At 67.0% G+C, this 19904-nt stretch carries 20 protein-coding genes; 13 read left to right on the forward strand and 7 right to left on the reverse strand.

Translation table 11 applies throughout. The features are described 5' to 3' along the window. The first annotated feature begins 25 nt into the window (after positions 1-25). From ctaD to rnhA, 10 genes are all read left to right on the forward strand, one after another. Positions 26-1627 (forward strand): cytochrome c oxidase subunit I, encoded by a 1602-nt coding sequence (ctaD, locus tag H536_RS0108100; protein WP_024349987.1) that lies wholly within the window; start codon positions 26-28, stop codon positions 1625-1627. A gap of 258 nt (positions 1628-1885) precedes the next feature. Beyond that, a complete protein-coding gene (locus H536_RS0108105; RefSeq protein WP_051141555.1) occupies positions 1886-2794 on the forward strand; it encodes a heme o synthase in 909 nt (302 codons plus the stop codon). A gap of 1 nt (position 2795) precedes the next feature. Further along, the gene (locus H536_RS25330) at positions 2796-2930 is read left to right on the forward strand and encodes a hypothetical protein (protein WP_024349989.1); all 135 of its coding nucleotides are present in this window, start codon (positions 2796-2798) and stop codon (positions 2928-2930) included. Next, a complete protein-coding gene (locus H536_RS0108115) occupies positions 2927-3550 on the forward strand; it encodes a cytochrome c oxidase assembly protein (protein ID WP_024349990.1) in 624 nt (207 codons plus the stop codon). The genes H536_RS25330 and H536_RS0108115 overlap by 4 nt, the downstream gene beginning before the upstream one ends. Before the next feature lie 112 nt (positions 3551-3662). After that, positions 3663-4538: a cytochrome c oxidase subunit 3 gene (locus H536_RS0108120; protein WP_024349991.1), complete on the forward strand. Its 876-nt coding sequence runs from the start codon at positions 3663-3665 to the stop codon at positions 4536-4538. Positions 4539-4656: 118 nt separating this feature from the next. Further along, a complete protein-coding gene (locus H536_RS0108125; protein ID WP_024349992.1) occupies positions 4657-5046 on the forward strand; it encodes a DUF983 domain-containing protein in 390 nt (129 codons plus the stop codon). After that, positions 5036-5836: an SURF1 family protein gene (locus H536_RS0108130; protein ID WP_024349993.1), complete on the forward strand. Its 801-nt coding sequence runs from the start codon at positions 5036-5038 to the stop codon at positions 5834-5836. The genes H536_RS0108125 and H536_RS0108130 overlap by 11 nt, the downstream gene beginning before the upstream one ends. Positions 5837-6032: 196 nt before the next feature. Further along, the gene (gene ispH / locus H536_RS0108135) at positions 6033-6998 is read left to right on the forward strand and encodes a 4-hydroxy-3-methylbut-2-enyl diphosphate reductase (protein WP_051141556.1); all 966 of its coding nucleotides are present in this window, start codon (positions 6033-6035) and stop codon (positions 6996-6998) included. 2 nt (positions 6999-7000) lie between these two features. After that, a complete protein-coding gene (locus H536_RS0108140) occupies positions 7001-7981 on the forward strand; it encodes a homoserine kinase (protein WP_024349995.1) in 981 nt (326 codons plus the stop codon). Next, positions 7978-8439, forward strand: a complete 462-nt coding sequence (gene rnhA, locus H536_RS0108145) for a ribonuclease HI (protein ID WP_024349996.1) — start codon at positions 7978-7980, stop codon at positions 8437-8439. The genes H536_RS0108140 and rnhA overlap by 4 nt, the downstream gene beginning before the upstream one ends. A gap of 63 nt (positions 8440-8502) precedes the next feature. On the opposite strand, the gene H536_RS0108150 is transcribed toward rnhA, so the two are convergent. Next, positions 8503-8988 (reverse strand): peroxiredoxin, encoded by a 486-nt coding sequence (locus tag H536_RS0108150; RefSeq protein WP_024349997.1) that lies wholly within the window; start codon positions 8986-8988, stop codon positions 8503-8505. 79 nt (positions 8989-9067) lie between these two features. Next, on the reverse strand, positions 9068-9889 hold the full coding sequence (locus H536_RS23170) for a protein-disulfide reductase DsbD domain-containing protein (RefSeq protein WP_024349998.1): 822 nt from the start codon (positions 9887-9889) through the stop codon (positions 9068-9070). 191 nt (positions 9890-10080) lie between these two features. Here H536_RS23170 and H536_RS0108160 point away from each other — a divergent pair, with 191 nt between their 5' ends. Further along, positions 10081-10689 (forward strand): YqgE/AlgH family protein, encoded by a 609-nt coding sequence (locus tag H536_RS0108160; protein ID WP_024349999.1) that lies wholly within the window; start codon positions 10081-10083, stop codon positions 10687-10689. Positions 10690-10701: 12 nt separating this feature from the next. Here H536_RS0108160 and H536_RS0108165 read toward each other — a convergent pair whose 3' ends face one another. From H536_RS0108165 to thrC, 4 genes are all read right to left on the reverse strand, one after another. Next, a complete protein-coding gene (locus H536_RS0108165; RefSeq protein ID WP_035694765.1) occupies positions 10702-13590 on the reverse strand; it encodes an EAL domain-containing protein in 2889 nt (962 codons plus the stop codon). Positions 13591-13684: 94 nt separating this feature from the next. Then, positions 13685-14308: a GNAT family N-acetyltransferase gene (locus H536_RS0108170; RefSeq protein ID WP_024350001.1), complete on the reverse strand. Its 624-nt coding sequence runs from the start codon at positions 14306-14308 to the stop codon at positions 13685-13687. A gap of 7 nt (positions 14309-14315) precedes the next feature. After that, positions 14316-15632, reverse strand: a complete 1317-nt coding sequence (locus H536_RS0108175; protein WP_024350002.1) for a M16 family metallopeptidase — start codon at positions 15630-15632, stop codon at positions 14316-14318. Next, positions 15629-17038: a threonine synthase gene (gene thrC, locus H536_RS0108180; protein WP_024350003.1), complete on the reverse strand. Its 1410-nt coding sequence runs from the start codon at positions 17036-17038 to the stop codon at positions 15629-15631. The genes H536_RS0108175 and thrC overlap by 4 nt, the downstream gene beginning before the upstream one ends. 161 nt (positions 17039-17199) lie before the next feature. On the opposite strand from thrC, the gene H536_RS23175 reads away from it, so the two are divergent. Continuing rightward, positions 17200-17856 (forward strand): hypothetical protein, encoded by a 657-nt coding sequence (locus H536_RS23175; RefSeq protein ID WP_024350004.1) that lies wholly within the window; start codon positions 17200-17202, stop codon positions 17854-17856. A 12-nt stretch (positions 17857-17868) separates the two neighbouring features. On the opposite strand, the gene H536_RS0108190 is transcribed toward H536_RS23175, so the two are convergent. Next, the gene (locus tag H536_RS0108190; protein ID WP_024350005.1) at positions 17869-18555 is read right to left on the reverse strand and encodes an HAD family hydrolase; all 687 of its coding nucleotides are present in this window, start codon (positions 18553-18555) and stop codon (positions 17869-17871) included. A gap of 199 nt (positions 18556-18754) precedes the next feature. Between H536_RS0108190 and H536_RS0108195 the strand changes: the two genes are divergently transcribed. Next, a complete protein-coding gene (locus H536_RS0108195; RefSeq protein ID WP_024350006.1) occupies positions 18755-19894 on the forward strand; it encodes a site-specific DNA-methyltransferase in 1140 nt (379 codons plus the stop codon). The last annotated feature ends 10 nt before the right edge of the window (positions 19895-19904 follow it).

Consider the following 19904-nt stretch of genomic DNA (forward strand, 5'->3'; position numbering starts at 1 on the left):
CGAACAGGGTTTGAGGGAGCTCGATATGGCATATGGTGCCACTCACGATGCCCACGACGCGCACATGCCGTCCGGCTGGCGGCGTTGGGTCTATTCGACCAACCACAAGGACATCGGGACGCTCTACCTGATCTTCTCGATCTGCGCGGGCATCATCGGCGGCGCGCTGTCGATCGCCATGCGCATGGAGCTTCAGGAGCCGGGTCTGCAGATCTTCGGCGACCCGCAGCTCTACAACGTGTTCACGACGGGCCACGGCCTGATCATGATCTTCTTCATGGTCATGCCGGCGCTGATCGGCGGTTTCGCCAACTGGATGGTGCCGATCATGATCGGCGCGCCGGACATGGCGTTCCCGCGGCTGAACAACATCTCCTTCTGGCTGCTCGCCTTCTCCTTCCCGCTGCTGATCCTGTCGATGTTCGTCGAGGGTGCGCCGGGTTCGAACGGCGCCGGCACGGGCTGGACGATGTATCCGCCGCTGTCGACCTCGGGTCACCCCGGGCCGGCCGTCGATCTGGCGATCTTCTCGCTGCACGTGGCGGGCGCCTCGTCGATCCTCGGTGCGATCAACTTCATCACCACGATCCTGAACATGCGCGCTCCCGGCATGACGCTGCACAAGATGCCGCTGTTCGCCTGGTCCGTGCTGGTGACGGCGTTCCTGCTGCTGCTCTCGCTCCCGGTTCTGGCCGGCGCGATCACCATGCTTCTGACCGACCGCAATTTCGGCACGACGTTCTTCTCGCCGGCCGGCGGTGGTGACCCGATCCTGTACCAGCACCTGTTCTGGTTCTTCGGCCACCCGGAAGTGTACATCCTGATCCTGCCGGGCTTCGGCATCATCAGCCACATCATCTCGACCTTCTCCAAGAAGCCGGTCTTCGGCTATCTCGGCATGGCCTACGCCATGGTCGCGATCGGTGTCGTCGGCTTCGTCGTGTGGGCGCACCACATGTACACCACCGGCATCTCGCTCAACACGCAGCGCTACTTCGTCTTCGCGACGATGGTCATCGCGGTTCCCACCGGCATCAAGATCTTCTCCTGGATCGCGACGATGTGGGGCGGCTCGCTGAGCTTCAAGACGCCGATGCTCTGGGCGATCGGCTTCATCTTCCTGTTCACCGTCGGCGGTGTGACGGGTGTGAAGCTGGCCAATGCCGGCATGGACCGTGTGCTGCACGACACCTATTACGTCGTCGCCCACTTCCACTACGTGCTGTCGCTGGGAGCGGTGTTCGCGATCTTCGCGGCCTGGTACTACTGGTTCCCGAAGATGTCCGGCTACATGTACAACGAGACGATCGGCAAGCTGCACTTCTGGCTGACCTTCGTGGGCGTGAACATCGTGTTCTTCCCGCAGCATTTCCTGGGTGCAGCCGGCATGCCCCGCCGCTATGTCGACTATCCGGAAGCGTACGCCGGCTGGAACTACGTGTCCTCGATGGGCTCCTATCTCTCGGGCTTCGCTGTGCTGGTGTTCCTGTACGGTGTCTTCGAGGCCTTCTCCAAGAAGCGCATCGCCGGTCCGAGCCCGTGGGGCGAGGGTGCGACGACGCTGGAATGGCAGCTGCCTTCGCCGCCGCCGTACCATCAGTGGGAAGAGCTGCCGCGGGTCCGCTGAGACCCATCGCAGGCGGTCTCCCGCACATCAATCGGCATCCCGGATCCCCGTATCCGGGATGCCTGATCGTCTGACGGCTCCGCAGTCCGGGAGCCGCGACTGCAAGCCACGGCGCAGCATCCCGACGGATGTGGAACAAGGCCGATGGCAGAACGACGCAACGGTTCGCACGACGACCGGCCCCAGGCGGGGTCAGGATCGCGCCGAACGGGTTCGAGGTTCGACTTGACGCTTCTCGACGCAAATCACACCAACGCGATGCCGGCGATCAGCCTGGCGGAGCCGCGCGACTACATCGCCCTCTTGAAGCCGCGGGTGATGTCGCTCGTGGTGCTGACCGCGATCACCGGCATGGCGCTGGCGCCCGGCGCCATCCACCCGACGCTGGCGGTGATCTCGATCCTGTCGATCGCCATCGGGGCGGGCGCCTCGGGCGCGCTGAACATGTGGTACGATTCCGACATCGACGCGGTGATGACGCGCACCGCCAACCGGCCGATCCCGGCGGGCCGCATCGACCGCGAGGCGGCGCTCGCCTTCGGCCTGATCCTGTCACTGCTGGCCGTCTCCATGCTGGGACTGGCATCCAACTGGTTCGCCGCCGGACTGCTCGCCTTCACCATCTTCTTCTATGCCGTGATCTACACGATGGGTCTGAAGCGCTCGACGCCGCAGAACATCGTCATCGGCGGTGCGGCCGGGGCGTTTCCGCCGATGGTCGGCTGGGCCGCCGTGACCGGCGGCGTGGCGATCGAGAGCATCGTCCTGTTCCTGATCATCTTCCTCTGGACGCCGCCGCATTTCTGGGCGCTGGCCATGTTCAAGCTGAAGGATTACGGCAGCGTCGGCGTGCCGATGCTTCCGAACGTCGCCGGCGAGCGGGCGACGCGCCTCCAGATCTTCCTCTATTCGCTGGTTCTCGTGCCGGTCGGGGTCGCCCCCTGGCTGCTCGGCTTTGCCGGGCCGGTCTACGGTGTCGCCTCGGTGCTGCTGGGCGCGAACTTCCTGCGCCACGCCTATGCGACGTTCCGGATGCCGGACGGCGACGAGAAGATGCTGCCGGCCAAGAAGCTGTTCGCCTTCTCGATCGTCTATCTCTTCGCGCTCTTCGTGATCCTGCTCGGCGAAGCCGTCGCACGGTCGCTGCTGCCGGCGGGGTGGTACTGAGATGGACGATGATCGCATCCGCCTGACCGAGGCGCAGCAGCGTGCCCGGCGCAATCGCTCCATCGCCATCGGCCTCGTTCTGATCGCGCTGGTGGTGATCTTCTATTTCGTCACTCTCGCGAAGCTGTCGACATGACCGACACCCAGCCCAACGCATCCGCGCAGCCGGCACGGCGCCGCGGCCTCGTCATCGCCGTTGCCTGCGCGGCCTTCGCTGTGGGCATGGTCGGCGCCGCCTACGCCTCGGTGCCGCTCTACTATTTGTTCTGCCAGGTCACCGGCTATGGCGGCACCACCCAGCGCGCCGAGACCGCACCGAGCCAGGTGATCGACCGGACGGTGCTGGTGCGCTTCGACGGCAATGTCGCGCCGGGGCTGCCGTGGAAGTTCGGCCCGAACGACCGCGAGGTCACCGTCAAGCTGGGCGAGACCCGCGAGACCAGCTTCCACGTCAAGAACCTGTCGGACAAGCCGGTGCGGGCCCAGGCGACCTTCAACGTTACCCCGGTGGCCGCCGGCGTCTACTTCAACAAGATCGCCTGCTTCTGCTTCGACAACCAGACCCTGCAGCCGGGCGAGGAGATCGACATGCCGATCGTCTTCTATGTCGATGCCGACATGCTGGAGGCCGAGGAGCTCAAGGACGCGCCGGGGATCACCCTATCCTACACCTTCTTCCCGCTCGACGAAGCGGAGGCCCCGGTGGCCGCCAGCAAGGGCGAGACGACGAGAACACCGACGACCGATCAACTCTAGAGAGCCGCGAGCGATCGCGGTGACTGTCGAAAACACCAATCAGATGCTGGAGTTGCCGAGCGAGTTTCGCTAAGCAGACCGCAGGGCATTCAGAAGAGACCGGGGACCCGCGATGGCCGACACGCACGCCAAGCATGACTATCACATCATCGATCCGAGCCCGTGGCCGTTCCTAGCCTCGGCCGGGGCCTTCATCATGATGATCGGTCTCGTCGGCTTCATGCGCTATGCGGCGGGCGGCCAGTTCGTCATGTTCGGCGTCGATCTCGCGGGCCCGTGGATCTTCTATCTCGGCCTCGCGCTGGTTCTCTACGTCATGTATGCGTGGTGGTCTGACACCATCAAGGAAGGCCAGGAGGGCGCGCATACCCGCGTCGTCTCGCTGCATCTGCGCTACGGCATGATCATGTTCATCGCCTCGGAGGTGATGTTCTTCGTGGCATGGTTCTGGGCCTTCTTCGACGCCAGCCTGTTCCCGAACGAGGCGATCCAGGCTGCCCGCACCGAGGTGCTGGGCGGTCAGTGGCCCCCGCAGGGCATCGAGGTTCTCGACCCGCTGCATCTGCCGCTGTTCAACACGGTCACGCTGCTCCTGTCCGGCACGACCGTTACCTGGGCGCACCATGCGCTGCTGCACAACGACCGCAAGGGCCTGATCTGGGGCCTCACGCTCACCGTCGTGCTCGGCGTGATCTTCTCCTACGTCCAGTATTACGAATACGCCCACGCGCCCTTCGCCTTCGGCGGCTCGATCTACGGCTCGACCTTCTACATGGCGACCGGCTTCCACGGCTTCCACGTCCTGGTCGGCACGATCTTCCTGGCGGTCTGCCTGCTGCGCGCCATGAAGGGCCAGTTCACCCCGCAGAAGCATTTCGGCTTCGAGGCGGCGGCCTGGTACTGGCACTTCGTCGACGTCGTCTGGCTGTTCCTCTTCTTCTGCATCTATATCTGGGGCAGCTGGGGCGCCGCGATCCACGTCGAATAGGCGGCGGACAAACGGAAATTGCGAAGGCGGCGCAGCGATGTGCCGCCTTCTTCGTTTCAGGACCATGCGCGCCGCGGGCTGCACAATGGGTCCGGGCCAGCCATGACGGAGTGAGCATTTGAGCGACACAGGCGGACGCCCTCAGAGAGCAGCCGACCCGGTGAAGGCCGGTGTCCTCGGTCGCTGCCCGCGTTGCGGCGAGGGCAAGCTGTTCGCCGGCTTCCTGACGGTGGCGCCGCGCTGCGCGAACTGCGACCTCGACTACGGCTTCATCGATTCAGGCGACGGCCCCGCGGTCTTCGTGATCCTGATCGTCGGCTTCATCGTCGTCGGCATGGCCCTGTGGGTGGAGGTCGCCTACGATCCGCCGCTCTGGGTGCATTTCCTCCTGTGGCTGCCGCTGATCCTCGGGCTGGCCCTGCCGCTTCTGCGCGCGCTGAAGGGACTGATGATCGCCATGCAGTATCGCCACAACGCCTCGGAAGGGCGGCTTCGCGATGACGTCTGATTCCGCTTCGTCCATCGGCGCAGGCGGCGCCGGATACGTTCCCCGCCGCATGTCGCGCGGCAAGTTCTGGTTCGCGCTTCTCGCCTGCCTCGTTGGGATCGTGATCCTCCTCGGGCTGGGCTCGTGGCAGGTCGAGCGGATGCAGTGGAAGCAGGCGATGCTGGAGCGCATCGACGCCCGCATCCATGCCGAGCCGATTGATCTGGCCGCCCTGCGCGCCCGCTTCGCCGACACCGGCGACGTGGACTACACGCCGGTGACCGTCACCGGGCGGTTCTTGCATGCCGGCGAGCGCTTCATGCTGACCACCTTCGAGGGCAAACCCGGCTGGAACGTCTTTACGCCGTTGCTCACCGATGCCGACGCCGTCGTCTTCGTCAATCGCGGCTACGTGCCCTACGAGATGCGTGATCCGGCCAGCCGCGCCGAGGGGCAAAGCGAGGGCGTGGTGTCCGTCACGGGGCTTGCCCGCGACGCACCGCGCGAGACGCCGGGCTATTTCGTGCCGGACAACGAGCCGGGCAACGCCACCTTCTTCTGGCGCGACATCGACGCCATGGCCGGGGGGCTGGCGCTGGATGCCGGCGTCACGGTGCTGCCGTTCTTCGTCGATGCCGGGCGGGCCGAGACGCCGGACGGTGGGCCCATCGGCGGCACGACCGTCATCGACATCCCCAACAATCATCTGCAATACGCCATCACCTGGTACGGGCTGGCGCTGGTGCTGATCGTCATGACCGGGATGCTGATCGTCGGCGACCGCCGCGCCGCGAGACGCGAAGCCAGCTGAGGCGCGCCGCCGGCGGCGATGTGCCGGCGCCGTCCTTCGCGGGCCATCGTCTGCGTGCCGCAATGCTGCGCCACAAGCGCCGCGAGGCTTGACACCCATGCGTCGCATCCCTTCATTCGGCGCGACATTCGCCCTGCCGAACAGCCCGGAGCTCTTCTTGTCCGCAACAGCCACCAAACCGAAGCTGACGATCCGCATGTGTGAGCCGCGCGGCTTCTGCGCCGGCGTCGACCGGGCCATCCAGATCGTCGTGCTGGCGCTGAAGAAATACGGCGCGCCGGTCTATGTGCGGCATGAGATTGTCCACAACCGCTATGTCGTGGAAGGGCTGCGCAGCAAGGGCGCGGTCTTCGTCGAGGAGCTGGATTCGGTCCCCGATGACGGCCAGCCGGTGGTGTTCTCCGCCCATGGCGTGCCGAAATCGGTGCCGGCCGCCGCCGAAGCCCGCGACCTGCTCTATCTCGACGCCACCTGTCCGCTGGTCTCCAAGGTCCACAAGCAGGCCATGCGCCACACGCGGCTCGGTCGCCATGTGCTGCTGATCGGCCATCGCGGCCATCCGGAGGTCATCGGCACGATGGGCCAGTTGCCCGAGGGCAGCGTCACGCTGATCGAGACCGAGGCCGACGCAGCCGAATATGTGCCGGCCGATCCGGAGGCGCTGGGCTTCGTGACCCAGACCACCCTCTCGGTCGGCGACACCGCGGGGATCATCGCGGTGTTGCAGGCGCGTTTCCCGCAGATGCAGGCGCCCTCGTCGGAATCGATCTGCTACGCCACGACCAACCGCCAGGACGCAGTGAAGGCGGCAGCTCCCGGCGCCGACCTGTTCCTGATCGTCGGCGCGCCGAACTCGTCGAACTCGCTCCGCCTCGTCGAGGTCGCCGAGCGCTCCGGCGCGATGCAGGGTGCGCTGGTGGAGGGGTCGCAGGACCTGCCCTGGGACTGCGTGAAGCCCGGCGGGGTGGTGGCGATGTCGGCCGGAGCCTCGGCGCCGGAGATCCTCGTCGACGCCATCGTCGATTCCTTCCGCGACCGCTACGACGTGACCATCGAGCTCGTGCGCACGGCGGAGGAGAACGAGAACTTCCCCGTGATGCGCAGCCTGCGCCAGACGCCGCTGACGCCCGTCGACATGGCCTTCGTCAACGGGCAGGGCTGACCATGGCTGTCTATACGGACGTCTCCGAGCCGCAGCTCGCCGAGTTCATCGGCGCCTACGACATCGGCGAACTGCTGAGCTACAAGGGCATCGCCGAGGGGGTGGAGAATTCCAACTTCCTGCTGCGCACCACGGTGGGCACCTACATCCTCACGCTTTACGAGAAGCGGGTGAACCGGTCGGACTTGCCGTTCTTCGTCGGGCTGATGGAGCATCTGGCCGAGCGGGGCCTGTCCTGTCCGCTGCCGGTGCACACGCGCGGCGGCGAGTCCCTCGGCGAATTGTCGGGCCGCCCGGCGGCAATCTTCACCTTTCTCGAAGGCATGTGGACCCGCCGTCCCGCGCCCCAGCATTGCCGCGCCGTCGGCGCAGCGCTGGCCGGCATGCACGGCAAGGCCGCCGACTTCCCGCTGCACCGGCGCAACGGCCTTGCCGTTGCCGACTGGCGGCCGCTGTTCGAAAGCTGCGGCGACCGGGTCGACGGCATCGAGGCGGGGCTTGCCGCAGAGATCGGCGCGGAGCTCGATTTCGTCGAGGCGAACTGGCCGGCCGATCTGCCGAAGGGCGTCATCCACGCCGATCTCTTCCCCGACAACGTCTTCTTCCTGTCGGGCGAATTGTCCGGCCTGATCGACTTCTATTTCGCCTGCAACGACCTTCTCGCCTACGATCTGGCGATCGCCGTCTGCGCCTGGTGCTTCGAGCAGGACGGCAGCTTCAACATCACCAAGGGCCGGGCGCTGATCGGCGGCTATGCCAGCGTGCGGCCGCTGAGCGCGGCGGAGCTGGCGGCCTTGCCGGTGCTGTGCCGGGGCGCGGCGCTGCGCTTCCTGCTGACCCGGCTCTACGACTGGCTGACGGTGCCCGACGATTCCTTCGTGACCAAGAAGGATCCGATGGAATATCTCGGCAAGCTGCGCTTCCACCGGTCGGTGAAGAGCGTCTCGGACTATGGCTATGACGACGAGCGGGTGACGGCATGAGCGCCGAGGGACGGGTCGAGATCCACACCGACGGTGCCTGTTCGGGCAATCCGGGACCCGGCGGCTGGGGCGCGATCCTGCGCTTCAACGGCAATGAGAAGGAACTGAAGGGCGGCGAGGAGCACACCACCAACAACCGGATGGAGCTGCTCGCGGTGATCCAGGCGCTGACGGCCCTGAAGCGGTCCTGCCCGGTCGATATCTATTCCGACTCGCAATATATGCGCGACGGCATCACCAAGTGGATCCACGGCTGGAAGCGCAACGGCTGGAAGACCGCCGACAAGAAGCCGGTGAAGAACGCCGAGCTCTGGCAGAAGCTGGAGGAGGAGAAGGGGCGTCACGACGTCACCTTCCACTGGGTGAAAGGCCATGCCGGCGACGAGATGAACGAGCGCGCCGACCAGCTTGCCCGCGACGGCATGGAGCCGTTCAAGCGCCGCAAGCGCAGCGCATAGGCGCGACTTGGAAAGTCCGCGCCCGTCCCCGCAGCACAGGCCGCGGGGACGGAATTATCCGGATCAGAGCTGCTCGAGAACGGCCTCGGCGGTCGAGCGCTCGGCCTGGCCCGGCGATTCCTCGACGTTCAGCGACTTCACGACGCCGTCCTCGACGATCATCGAATAGCGCTTGGAGCGCAGGCCGAGACCGGCGACCGAGAGGTCGATGTCGAGGCCGAGGGCCTTGGTGAACTCGCCATTGCCGTCGGACAGGAACAGGATCTTGCCGGCCGCGTCGTTGGCCTTCTCCCAGGCGCCCATGACGAAGATGTCGTTGACCGCGACGACGGCGATGGTGTCGACGCCCTTGGCGCGGATCTCGTCATTGTGGGTCAGGAAGCCCGGCAGGTGATTCATCGAGCAGGTCGGCGTGAAGGCGCCGGGCACGGCGAACAGCACGACCTTCTTGCCGGCGAAGATCTCGTCGGTGGACAGGTCTGCCGGACCGTCGGAGGTCTTGGTCTTCAGTGTCGCGTTCGGAAGCTTGTCGCCGATACCGATGGTCATCTGGTCGTTCCCTTCGTGAAATGCGTGGCGTTACGGCCCGGCGCCATATGAGGCGAGGTGGAGGGCTTTGTCGAGCCGTTCAGCCGGGCGTGTATGTGGTGACCGGCACCGCATCGGCGGCAAAGTCGCCGCGCGCGCCGGTGACCACCATGTCGACCGTTGCCGGCCCGTCCGTCGCACCGCGCGGGCGCCCGACGACGGGTACGCGGAATTCGAGACTGTCGCCATTGCGCACCGGCGTTGCCGGCTCGTCGAAATACCAGCCCTCCGGCCCGCGCACGAAGAGATCGGCGTCCTGCGCGTCGAGCACCGTCTCCACGGCGACGGTCAGCACGTCGCCGCCGGCGGGCAGAACGGCCGAGCTGATCCGCCCGAGCGGGCCGTCGCGGGTGGGCAGGGCGGCGAAGGTCGCCGCGACGGTCTCGGCCGCCGCCGCGTCGCCGGCTTCGGCCGCGAGCTCCGCCTGCACCGGAATGCAGATGTCCTGGCACACGCCGATGGCGAGGCTGGCGGTCACCGTGTCGAGCGTGGTGCCGGGCCGCGGGGTCAGCGCGTAGCCGATGGCGACGGCGTTCTCGTAGCCATTGGCGCGGGCGATGCCTTCGCCGAAGCGCAGCGGCGCCGGAAATTTCAGATCGGCGGCCGCCAGATTGTCCGTGGCCGTGAAGTCGATGTGCGGCGGGATGCCCGAGGCGCCCGGATCGAGCCAGTAGGTGTGCCAGCCCGGCGCGAGATCGACCAGCAGCGCGCCGCGAACCGTGCCGTCCGGCGCGGCTTCACCGGCAACGAGCCGCAGCGTCACCTGCTCGCTGGCATAGGTCGATGTGGAGCCTGCCTCGGCCGTTGCCGTTCCCATCGCCATCGCGGCGATGCCGCCGGCGATCCGCGCAATCCATCTCATCTGCGGTGTCCTCTGCCCTGAAACGATCTGCGGCGCATGGCCCGCCCGACCTCGTGGTTAGCGCGGTCAAGGGCCGCTGGCCATTCAACAAGCCGCGACGCCGACCGGCAAATCGGGCCGCGCCGCGCGCTCTGGTTTTGACATCGCCGCGATGCCATCTATCGTGAAAGCCCCGCAAGCATCTGGATGCCATGGATCTCGAAACCGAAATCGGCAGAAATTCGACGGACTCTTCCCTGGAAGGGCATTTCCTCATCGCCATGCCGGGCATGGGCGACGAGCGCTTCGCGCGCGCCGTGATCTATGTCTGCGCCCATTCGCCGAGCGGCGCGATGGGCTTTATCATCAACAAGCCGCAGCCGGTCGGCTTCGGCGAACTCATGACCCAGCTCGGCATCGTCGCCAGCGAGCGCGATATCCGGATGCCGAGATCAGGACAGGAGATCTGCGTCTGCATGGGCGGGCCGGTCGAGAAGGGGCGGGGCTTCGTCCTGCATTCGGACGACTATGATTCCGAATCCACCGTGGCCGTGGCCGACAACATCTCGCTGACCCCGACCATCGACATCCTCAAGGCGATCTCCAGGGGCGTCGGGCCGACGACGGCGATCATGGCGCTCGGCTATGCCGGCTGGTCGCCGGGCCAGCTCGAGAGCGAGATCGCGGCCAATGGCTGGCTGACCTGCAAGGCCGATCTCGACATCGTCTTCGACGTCGAACTGGACAGCAAATACGACCGTGCGCTGGGCCTGCTAGGCATCGAGCCGGCGTTCCTGGCCAGCGAGGCCGGCCACGCCTGAGCCGGGCGCGTCCTAGCTGGCGCGCTTCAGGCCCACCGCCCGGTCGTCGAGGATCTTGCGCACCTGATCGGAGCCGAGCGGCGGCGAGAACTTGAAGCTCTGGGCGAATTCGCAGCCGAGCTGGCGCAGCTGCATGACGTCGGCATCGCTCTCGATACCTTCCGCCACGACCTTCAGTCCCAGATCGTGGGCCATGGTGACGATCGAATGCAGGATGATCGGCCGCTGCGGCTGGCTGTTGTTCTTCAGGAAGGACTGGTCGATCTTCAGCGTGTCGAAGGGAAAGCCCATCAGATAGGCGAGCGACGAATAGCCGGTGCCGAAATCGTCCAGCGACAGGCCGACACCGAGCGCCTTCAGGCGGGTCAGCAGCTGGGCGGAACGCTCCGGATTGTCCATCACCAGCGATTCCGTCAGCTCCAGCTTGAGGCTGTTCGGCGAGATCCGGTAGCGCTCGATGACGGTCTTCACGTCGCCGATCAGATCTTGGCGGATGAGCTGCCGGCTGGAGATGTTGACCGAGACGAACAGGTTCTCGTCGCCGGTCATGCGCTGCCAGTCGCCGAGCCGGCGGCAGGCCTCCTCCAGCGCAAACTGGCCGAGCTGGACGATCAGGCCGGTGCTCTCGGCGATGGGCACGAATTCCGCCGGCGAGATCGCGCCGCGCCGCGGATGCTCCCAGCGCAACAGCGCCTCGAAGCCGGCGATGTCTTCGGTTTCCAGCGTGACGATCGGCTGGAAGGCAAGCGACAGCTCGTTGCGCTCGAATGCCCGGCGCAGATCCGATTCCAGCTCCAGGCGGCCATAGCCGACGCTGCGATAGGCCGGCCGGAACGGCTCGATGCTGTCCCCGCCATTGCGCTTGGCCTGGTACATGGCCAGCTCGGCTTCCTTGAGCGCCTCGTCCGAGGTCGAGGCATCGGTCCAGCCGGTGAGACCGATCGAACCGGTCAGGACGATCTCGCGATTGGCGAAGGCGATCGGCGCCTTGATGGCGTTGCGCAGGCCCTCGGCGAAATCGGCCACCGCGGTGACTTCGGTCTCCGACAGGAGGATCAGTCCGAACTGGTCGCTGCCGAGCCGGGCCAGCGAATCCTGCGGCTTCAGGAGGCGCTTCAGGCGGCGTCCGATGGTCAGGAGGATGGTGTCGCCGGTGGCGATGCCGAAATCGTCGTTGACCTGTTTGAAGCGGTCGAGGTCGATGACGATGATCGTCGGCTGCACGTCGGCCCGCGTCATGGCAAGGACGCCGATGGCCTCCAGCCGGTCGCGGAACAATTCGCGGTTCGGCAGGCCGGTCAGTTGGTCGTGCAGCGCGTCGTGCAGCAGCCGTTCCTCGGCCTTCTTGGCATCGGTGACGTCCTTGAGCGTGCCGACGCAGCGCACCACCTCGCCATCGCTGCCGAGCACCGGGCGGGCGCGCAGCGAGACCCAGTGATAATGGCCGTCCTCGTCGCGCAGGCGGAAATCCTGGATGATGCGGCCGCGGCGATGTTCGAGGATGGTATCGAGCGTGACCTTGAAGCGGTCGCGGTCGTCCGGATGCAGGACCGGCAGCCAGTCGCGCGCCGGCCCGTTCATGGTGCCGACCGGCATGCCGGCCAGCGTGTCGCCGTCGGCGCCGGCGAAGATGCGGTCGCGGCTGACGTCCCAGTCGAAGATCGCGTCGCCGGTGCCGGCGAGCGCCAGCGAGCGACGCTCCAGGTCCGACAGCAGCCCCTGCGCGAAGCCGCCGCCGGCAAAGGCGTGCTGCATGACGGTGAAGCCGATCAGGAGGACGATAAGCACCAAGCCGCCGCCCAGCGCCGGCTGAATTATGTCGTTGTCGATGCGGCCGGTCACGGTGGACCAGCCGGCGAACACCCAGAGGATGACGAGGCACCAGGTGGGGATCAGCATGATCGCCCGGTCGGAGCGCTGCACGGCGAGCGTACCGATGATGCCGAGGCCGAGCGCGGCCGTCGCGGCCAGCGAGATGCGGGCAATGCCCGAGGCGACCACCGGGTCGAAGGCGGCGACGACGCCGACCGTGCCCAGCGCCGCCAGCCACATGATGGTGAAGATCGACAGCACGCCGTGCCAGCGATTGAGATTGAGATAGGCGAAGAGGAACAGGACGAGGGTGAAAGCGAGCGACACTTCGGTGCCGGCCCGCCAGACCCGTTCCTGCCCGGGAAGGATCGGCACCAGTTTTTGCCAGAAGTCGAAGTCGATGCAGATATAGGCCAGCACCGCCCAGGCCAGCGACGCGGTGGCGGGGAACATCGCCGATCCCTTCACGACGAACAGGATGGTCAGGAACACCGCCAGCAGGCCGGCAATGCCGAGGACGATGCCGCGATAGAGCGTGAAGGCGTTCACCGTATCCTTGTAGGCGTTCGGCTCCCACAGGCGCAGGTCCGGCAGGTTCGGCGAGGCCAGTTCGGCGACGAAGGTGACGATCGCGCCGGGATCGAGGGTCACCAGGAAGACGTCGGCATCGGTGCTCGGCTGGCGCTCCAGTGCAAAGCCCTGGCTGGGCGTAATCGAGGCGATGCGCTGGGAGCCGAGATCGGGCCAGACGACGCCGGAGCCCACCAGCCGGAAATGCGGGGCGACGACGAGCCGGTCGATCTGCTTGTCGGTGTTGTTGGCGAGCGCGAAGACCGCCCAGTCGCCGGAGGCCTGCGCCGACTGCGCCTCGATCTCGATGCGGCGCACGATGCCGTCGGCGCCGGGGACGGTCGCAACCTGGAAGGCACGGCCCTTGCCACGATAGACGTCGACGGCGGGCAGCATGTCGATGGCGGTGTCGCCGCGCGAGATGCTGACGGCTTCAAGCGCGAGGGACGGCGGCGCCGAGACGACGAGCGCAACGAGGACGAAGGCCAGCGACAAGAACCACCGCGCGGCCAGACCGATCGGCCCGACGCCGCTTTTCCGATTGCTGATGGCTTTCGCCTTCACGTTGTGCCCCGACCTTGCATTCCGACTCACCCCCGCCCGCGCTTCGCGTTTATTGCACCACGGCCGCGCCCATGCGAGCCCTGGGCTGCGAAGACGACCATTCTTCGGCCAGAAGCGAATAGAGATAATGGTCTTCCCAGCGTCCGGCGATCTTCAGATAGCTTCGCAGATGACCCTCGCGGACGAAACCGCATTTCTCCAGGAGCCCGATGGAGCGCCGGTTGCGCGGCAGGCAGGCCGCCTCGATCCGGTGCAGGCGGTGCACGTCGAAGGCGAACAGCTTCATCTGCTCAACCGCCCGCGCCATCAGGCCGGCGCCGGCATGGCGCTCGCCCATCCAGTAGCCGAGCGTGCCCGACTGGGCGACGCCGCGCCGGATCTGGCTGAGCGTCGTGCCGCCATAGAGCGTGCGGCCGGAGGCGTCGAACAGGAAGAAGGTGTAGCTGACGCCGTCGCGCGCATCGTGCGCATAGCGGCGCAGGCGCTGGCGATAGGCCTCCCAGGACAGTTCGTCCGCGGCCCAGAGCGGCTCCCAGGGTTTCAGGAAGTTGCGGCTTTCGCCGCGCAGGTCCCGCCACGCCGCATAGTCGCTGCGCCGGGGCATGCGCAGAAGGATGCCCTCGCCGTGCAGCGCGGGGACGGGCGGCCCGGCGAGATGCTCCAGGATCCTCATCGGCGGATCAGTGGCTGGTCGCGAGCCTCGCCTCGGCGCCGGACGACGCGCCGGCAAGCCGTTCGGCAAGGACGTCGCGGCTCGGCAGACGGGACACCGGTCCGATGGCGGCAAGGGTGGGCACGGTGCCCACGAACGTGCGCTCGGCGAGATCAGCGAGCCGCGGCGCGGTGATCGCCTCGAGCCGCGCGATGAGTTCCTCGTTGGTGATCGTCGCGCCGTTGAACAGCATCTGCCGGGCGATCTGCGCCGCGCGGGCGGCCGGGCTTTCCTGCGACATCAGCAGGCTGGCGCGCATCTGCGCCCGGGCCCGGTTGACCTCAGGCTCGGAGATGCCGGCCGCGGCCCGGGTCAGCTCGTCGGCGATGACCGGCGCCAGTTCCGCCAGCTCCTCCTCGCCGGTCGCGGCATGGATGCCGAAGATGCCGGAATCGGAGAAGCTCCAGTGGAAGGCGTAGATCGCGTAGCACAGGCCCCGGCGCTCGCGGATCTCCTGGAACAGGCGCGAGGACATGCCGCCGCCGAGGATCAGCGACAGCACCTGCGAGGCGTAGAAGTCGCGGGCGTAATAGGCGCGGCCCTCGAAGCCGAGCACCATCTGCGCGTCCATCAGGTCGCGCTCCTGGCGGAACTCGCCGCCCGTATAGGACGCCGCCTGGCGCGGCGAGGATTCCAGCGGTAGCGGCGACACCGAGGCCGTTCCGCCGAAGGCCGCCTCGATCTGGTCGACGATGGCGCGGTGCGACACGGCGCCGGCCGCCGAGACGATCATCTTGTCGGGCGAATAGTGCCGGGCGAGATAGCCGCGCAGATCGTCGGGCGAGAAGGATTTCACCGTCTCGCGGGTGCCCAGGATCGGCCGGCCGATGATCTGCTTGTGAAAGGCGGCTTCCTGGAAATGGTCGAAGACGATGTCGTCGGGCGTGTCTTCCGCCGCGCCGATCTCCTGCAGGATGACCTGCTGCTCGCGTTCCAGCTCCTGCTCGTCGAAGCGCGAATCGATCAGGATGTCGGTCAGGATGTCGAGCGCCAGCGGCACGTCGTTCTTGAGGACGCGGGCATAGTAGGAGGTGGTCTCGACGCTGGTCGCGGCGTTCATCTCGCCGCCGACATCCTCGATCTCCTCGGCGATCTGCCGGGCGCTGCGCCGGCTCGTCCCCTTGAACGCCATATGCTCCAGAAGATGGGCGATGCCATGCTCCCGGGGCGCCTCGTCGCGGGCGCCAGCCTTTACCCAGATGCCGAGACAGGCGCTCTCCAGATGCGGCATCGTCTCGGTCGCAATGGTCAGTCCGTTCGAAAGCTTGGTGACCTCGACGCTCATGCTTCGGCTCCCTGGTCGACGGCGCGCGTGCGCGCGAGGATGTAGGATTCCACGGCGCCGATCTCGTTCGGCAGGCGATCCATGGTCTCGCGCTTCTGCATCAGGTCGCCGTGGCTGGGCGGCAATGCGGGGGTGATCTGGACGGCCTTCTCGATCGCGTCCGGGAACTTCGCCGGATGGGCGGTGCCGAGCGTGATCATCGCCTCGCGGCCGAGCCGGCTCCCCGCCACGCCGACGCCGACGGCGGTGTGCGGATCGAGGAGATAGGCCGTGCCGGTGAGGGTGCGGCGGATGATGTCGGCGGTCTCGGCCTGGTCCGTCGCGCCGGCATCGAATTCGGCCCGGATCGCCGCCAGAACCGCCTCGGGCAGGGTGAAGGAGCCGGACTGGGCCAGCTGCTGCATCAGGCCGCGCACCATGTCGCCGTCGCGTCCGCTCGCCTCGAAGATCAGCCGCTCGAAATTCGACGACACCTGGATGTCCATCGAGGGCGAGGTGGTGGCGTGGACGCCGGTGGTCTCGTAGCGGCCGCGATCGAGCGTGCGCACGAGAATGTCGTTCTCGTTGGTGGCGATCACCAGCCGCTCGACCGGCAGGCCCATGCGCTTGGCGGCGTAGCCGGCGAAGATGTCGCCGAAATTGCCGGTCGGCACGGTGAAGGAGACGGCCCGCTCCGGCGCGCCGAGGCTGGCGGCGGCGGTGAAGTAATAGACGATCTGGGCCATGATCCGGCCCCAGTTGATCGAGTTCACGCCCGACAGCGCCGCCTTCTGGCGGAAGGCGGCGTGATTGAACATCGCCTTCACCAAGGCCTGGCAGTCGTCGAAGGTGCCGTCGACGGCCACCGCGTGGACGTTGTCCGCCCCCGAGGTCGTCATCTGGCGCTGCTGCACCGGCGAGACGCGGCCATGCGGGAACAGGATGAACATGTCGGTGCGCTGGCTGGCGGCGAAGGCCGCGATGGCGGCGCCGCCGGTGTCGCCCGAGGTGGCGCCGACGATGGTGGCGCGGCGGCCGCGCTGGGCGAGCACATGGTCCATCAGCCGCGCGATGAGCTGCATCGCCACGTCCTTGAAGGCCAGGGTCGGGCCGTGGAAGAGCTCCAGCACGAAATGCGACGGGCCGAGCTGGACGAGGGGCGCGACGGCCGGATGCGGGAAGGTCGCATAGGCCTCGTCGACCATGCGCTTCAGATCGTCCGGGGCGATGTCCTCGCCGACATAGGGCAGGAGGACCTCGAAGGCGACTTCGGCATAGGGCCGGCCGGCGAATCCGCGGATCGTTTCCGCCGAGATCTGCGGCCAGGTCTCCGGGAGATACAGCCCGCCGTCATTCGCGAGACCTGCCAGAAGTGTGTCGGCAAAACCGAGGACAGGAGCCTCTCCCCGCGAACTCACATATCTCACTTCGTCTCCACTTCGCTTCGGACCGGGATCGCTCCCGGCATTCTGTTCGGCCGCGAGCGCACCGTGTGCCGGTCGGCGCTCCGCCATGTTCCGCTGTCGGTCGCCTAACCGACGGGCGGCTGATATAGAACGGCGCGCCACGATAACGGAAGGACCGAGCGATGCATATGGTAGTGCCCCCCATAGCGACCAATGGTGAACGCAACGCCATCGACGAGGGCATTTCCGTGCAGGGTCCCGGCACCGCGATCAGCCGCCGTCTTCCCGCGCTGCGCCGGCTGGCCGGTGGCCTCGCCCTCGGCGGTGCGCTGGCGCTGCTCGCCGCCTGCAATTCCACCACCCCCAAGGCCGATCTCGGCGATGCCGGGGCGCTGGCCATTCCGCCGTCCTCGGTCACCGCATCGAGCCAGTTCGACCAGGGCGGCGAGGCCCGCTACTGCCCGACGGTGACCCTTCGCGAAGGCACCGCGATCCTGCGCAAGACCATCGGCTCCGAGGTCGACTACGTCGCCAACATCGCCGAGACGACCCGCGACTGCCGCATCGTCGACGGCAAGCTCCTGATGAAGATCGGCGTCCTCGGCCGCATCACCCCCGGGGCCGTGGCCCAGGACCGCAGCGTGCGCCTGCCGATCCGCGTCGCGGTGCTGCGCGGCAACGACGTGGTCTACTCCGAGCTTGGCCAGCAGACCGTCGCGATCACCCGCAATGGCGGCGCCCAGACCTTCACCTATGTCGACGAGTCGGTGCTCATCGACCCGGCGCCGACCGCCGGCATCGTGATCTTCGCCGGCTTCGACGAAGGCGCGCCGGAATAGCGCGCCTGCCGTTCAGGCGTCCTGCCAGCTGACGAAGGCGTCGACGACGGCGGGAAAGTCCGCAAGCCGGCTGATCACCGTCTCGGCGCCCGCCTCTGTCAGGGCGTCGGCATGGCCCGGAAAGCTGTGGCCGGCGCCGGTGAAGCCGACGACGCGGCAGCCGGCGGCGACGGCGGCGGTCACCCCATGGACCGAATCCTCGATGACGATGGCGGCCTGCGGCGCCACGCCGAACTGCTCGCAGGCATGGACGAACACGTCCGGCGCCGGCTTGACCTTCTGCGTGCCGACCTCGGGCGCGCTGAAGACATGCGGGAAGAAATAGTCCCATAGCCCGACATGCTCGAGCTCCAGCTCGAGACGCTGCGACGACGAGTTCGAGCAGATGCAGCGCGGCAGGGTGAGCTGATCCAGCGCCATGCGGGCGCCGGCAATCTCTTCCACGTCGGATTCCAGCCGCTGGTCCACCTCGGCATTGACGCGAGCGATGAGATCCTCGGGGAAGCTGCGGCCCAGCTCGTCAGACAGGCGCTTCAGGATCATCGGCCAGGTCAGCCCGGCAAAGCGGATGGCGAGTTCGCCGGCATCGATCTCGACGCCGTGCTCGGCGAGGATCTCGGCCTGCACCTGCGCGGCGATCACCTCCGAATCGACGAGGACACCGTCGCAGTCGAAGATCACGAGCAGGGGTTCGGACATGGGGGGCTCCGAAGAAAGTTTTTGGCGAAGGGCGACGGCGCGAAGGCCGACTGCGTCGAAGGTTGCGCGGGGCGCAGATGGTGCGAGGGGTCCGGTAGCACGAGCACGAGGGCGCGACAAAGGCAGGATTTCACCGATTGTTTACGTCGTTCGGTAACCATGACGCCGGTTCAATGTCCTGCGTAGTCCGGTGGTGAAGATGGCTTACAAGCGTTCCGCGTCCCTCAAGGTGGTTAATTGCGAAGCGGAAAAACCCGCCTGGCTGGACCGGATCCACAAGGGGCACTGCGTGTCGCAGATGGCCGCGCTGCCCGAGAATTCGGTCGACGTGATCTTCGCCGACCCGCCCTACAATCTGCAGCTTGGCGGCGATCTGCACCGGCCCGACCAGTCCAAGGTCGATGCGGTGGACGATCACTGGGACCAGTTCGAGAGCTTCCAGGCCTATGACGCCTTCACCCGCGCCTGGCTCCTGGCCGCGCGCCGGGTGCTCAAGCCGAACGGCACGATCTGGGTGATCGGCTCGTATCACAACATCTTCCGCGTCGGCGCGATGATGCAGGATCTGGGCTTCTGGATGCTGAACGACGTCGTGTGGCGCAAGACCAACCCGATGCCGAACTTCCGCGGCCGCCGGTTCCAGAACGCCCACGAGACGATGATCTGGGCGTCGCGCGACGCCAATGCCAAGGGCTACACCTTCAATTACGACGCCATGAAGTCGGCCAATGACGACGTGCAGATGCGCTCCGACTGGCTGTTCCCGATCTGCTCGGGCGGCGAGCGGCTGAAGGACGCCGAGGGTCGCAAGACGCATCCGACCCAGAAGCCGGAAGCGCTGCTCGCCCGCGTGCTCCTGTCGTCGACCAAGCCCGGCGACGTGGTGCTCGACCCGTTCTTCGGCACCGGCACGACCGGCGCCGTCGCCAAGCGTCTCGGCCGCCATTATGTCGGCATCGAGCGCGAGGACGTCTATATCGAGGCGGCCGAAGCCCGCATCGCCGCTGTGGAAGCGCTCGACCCGACGGTGCTCAAGGTCTCGGCCGGCAAGCGTGCCGAGCCGCGTATTCCCTTTGCCAGCCTTCTGGAAGCCGGCCTGGTGAAGCCGGGCACCGAGCTGACCGACGCCAAGCGCCGCTGGACGGCGCGGGTGCGGGCCGACGGCACCATCGCCATTGGCGAGGACGCTGCCTCGATCCACCGCATCGGCGCCAAGGTGCAGGGGCTCGACGCCTGCAATGGCTGGACCTTCTGGCACATCGATTCCAAGAAGGGCCTGACCCCGATCGACACGCTGCGCCAGACCATGCGCGAACAGATGGCCGTCGAGGCGGTCTGACCGCCTTCGG

It is taken from the genome of Aurantimonas coralicida DSM 14790, from assembly GCF_000421645.1.
GTDB classification, from domain to species: Bacteria; Pseudomonadota; Alphaproteobacteria; order Rhizobiales; family Rhizobiaceae; genus Aurantimonas; species Aurantimonas coralicida.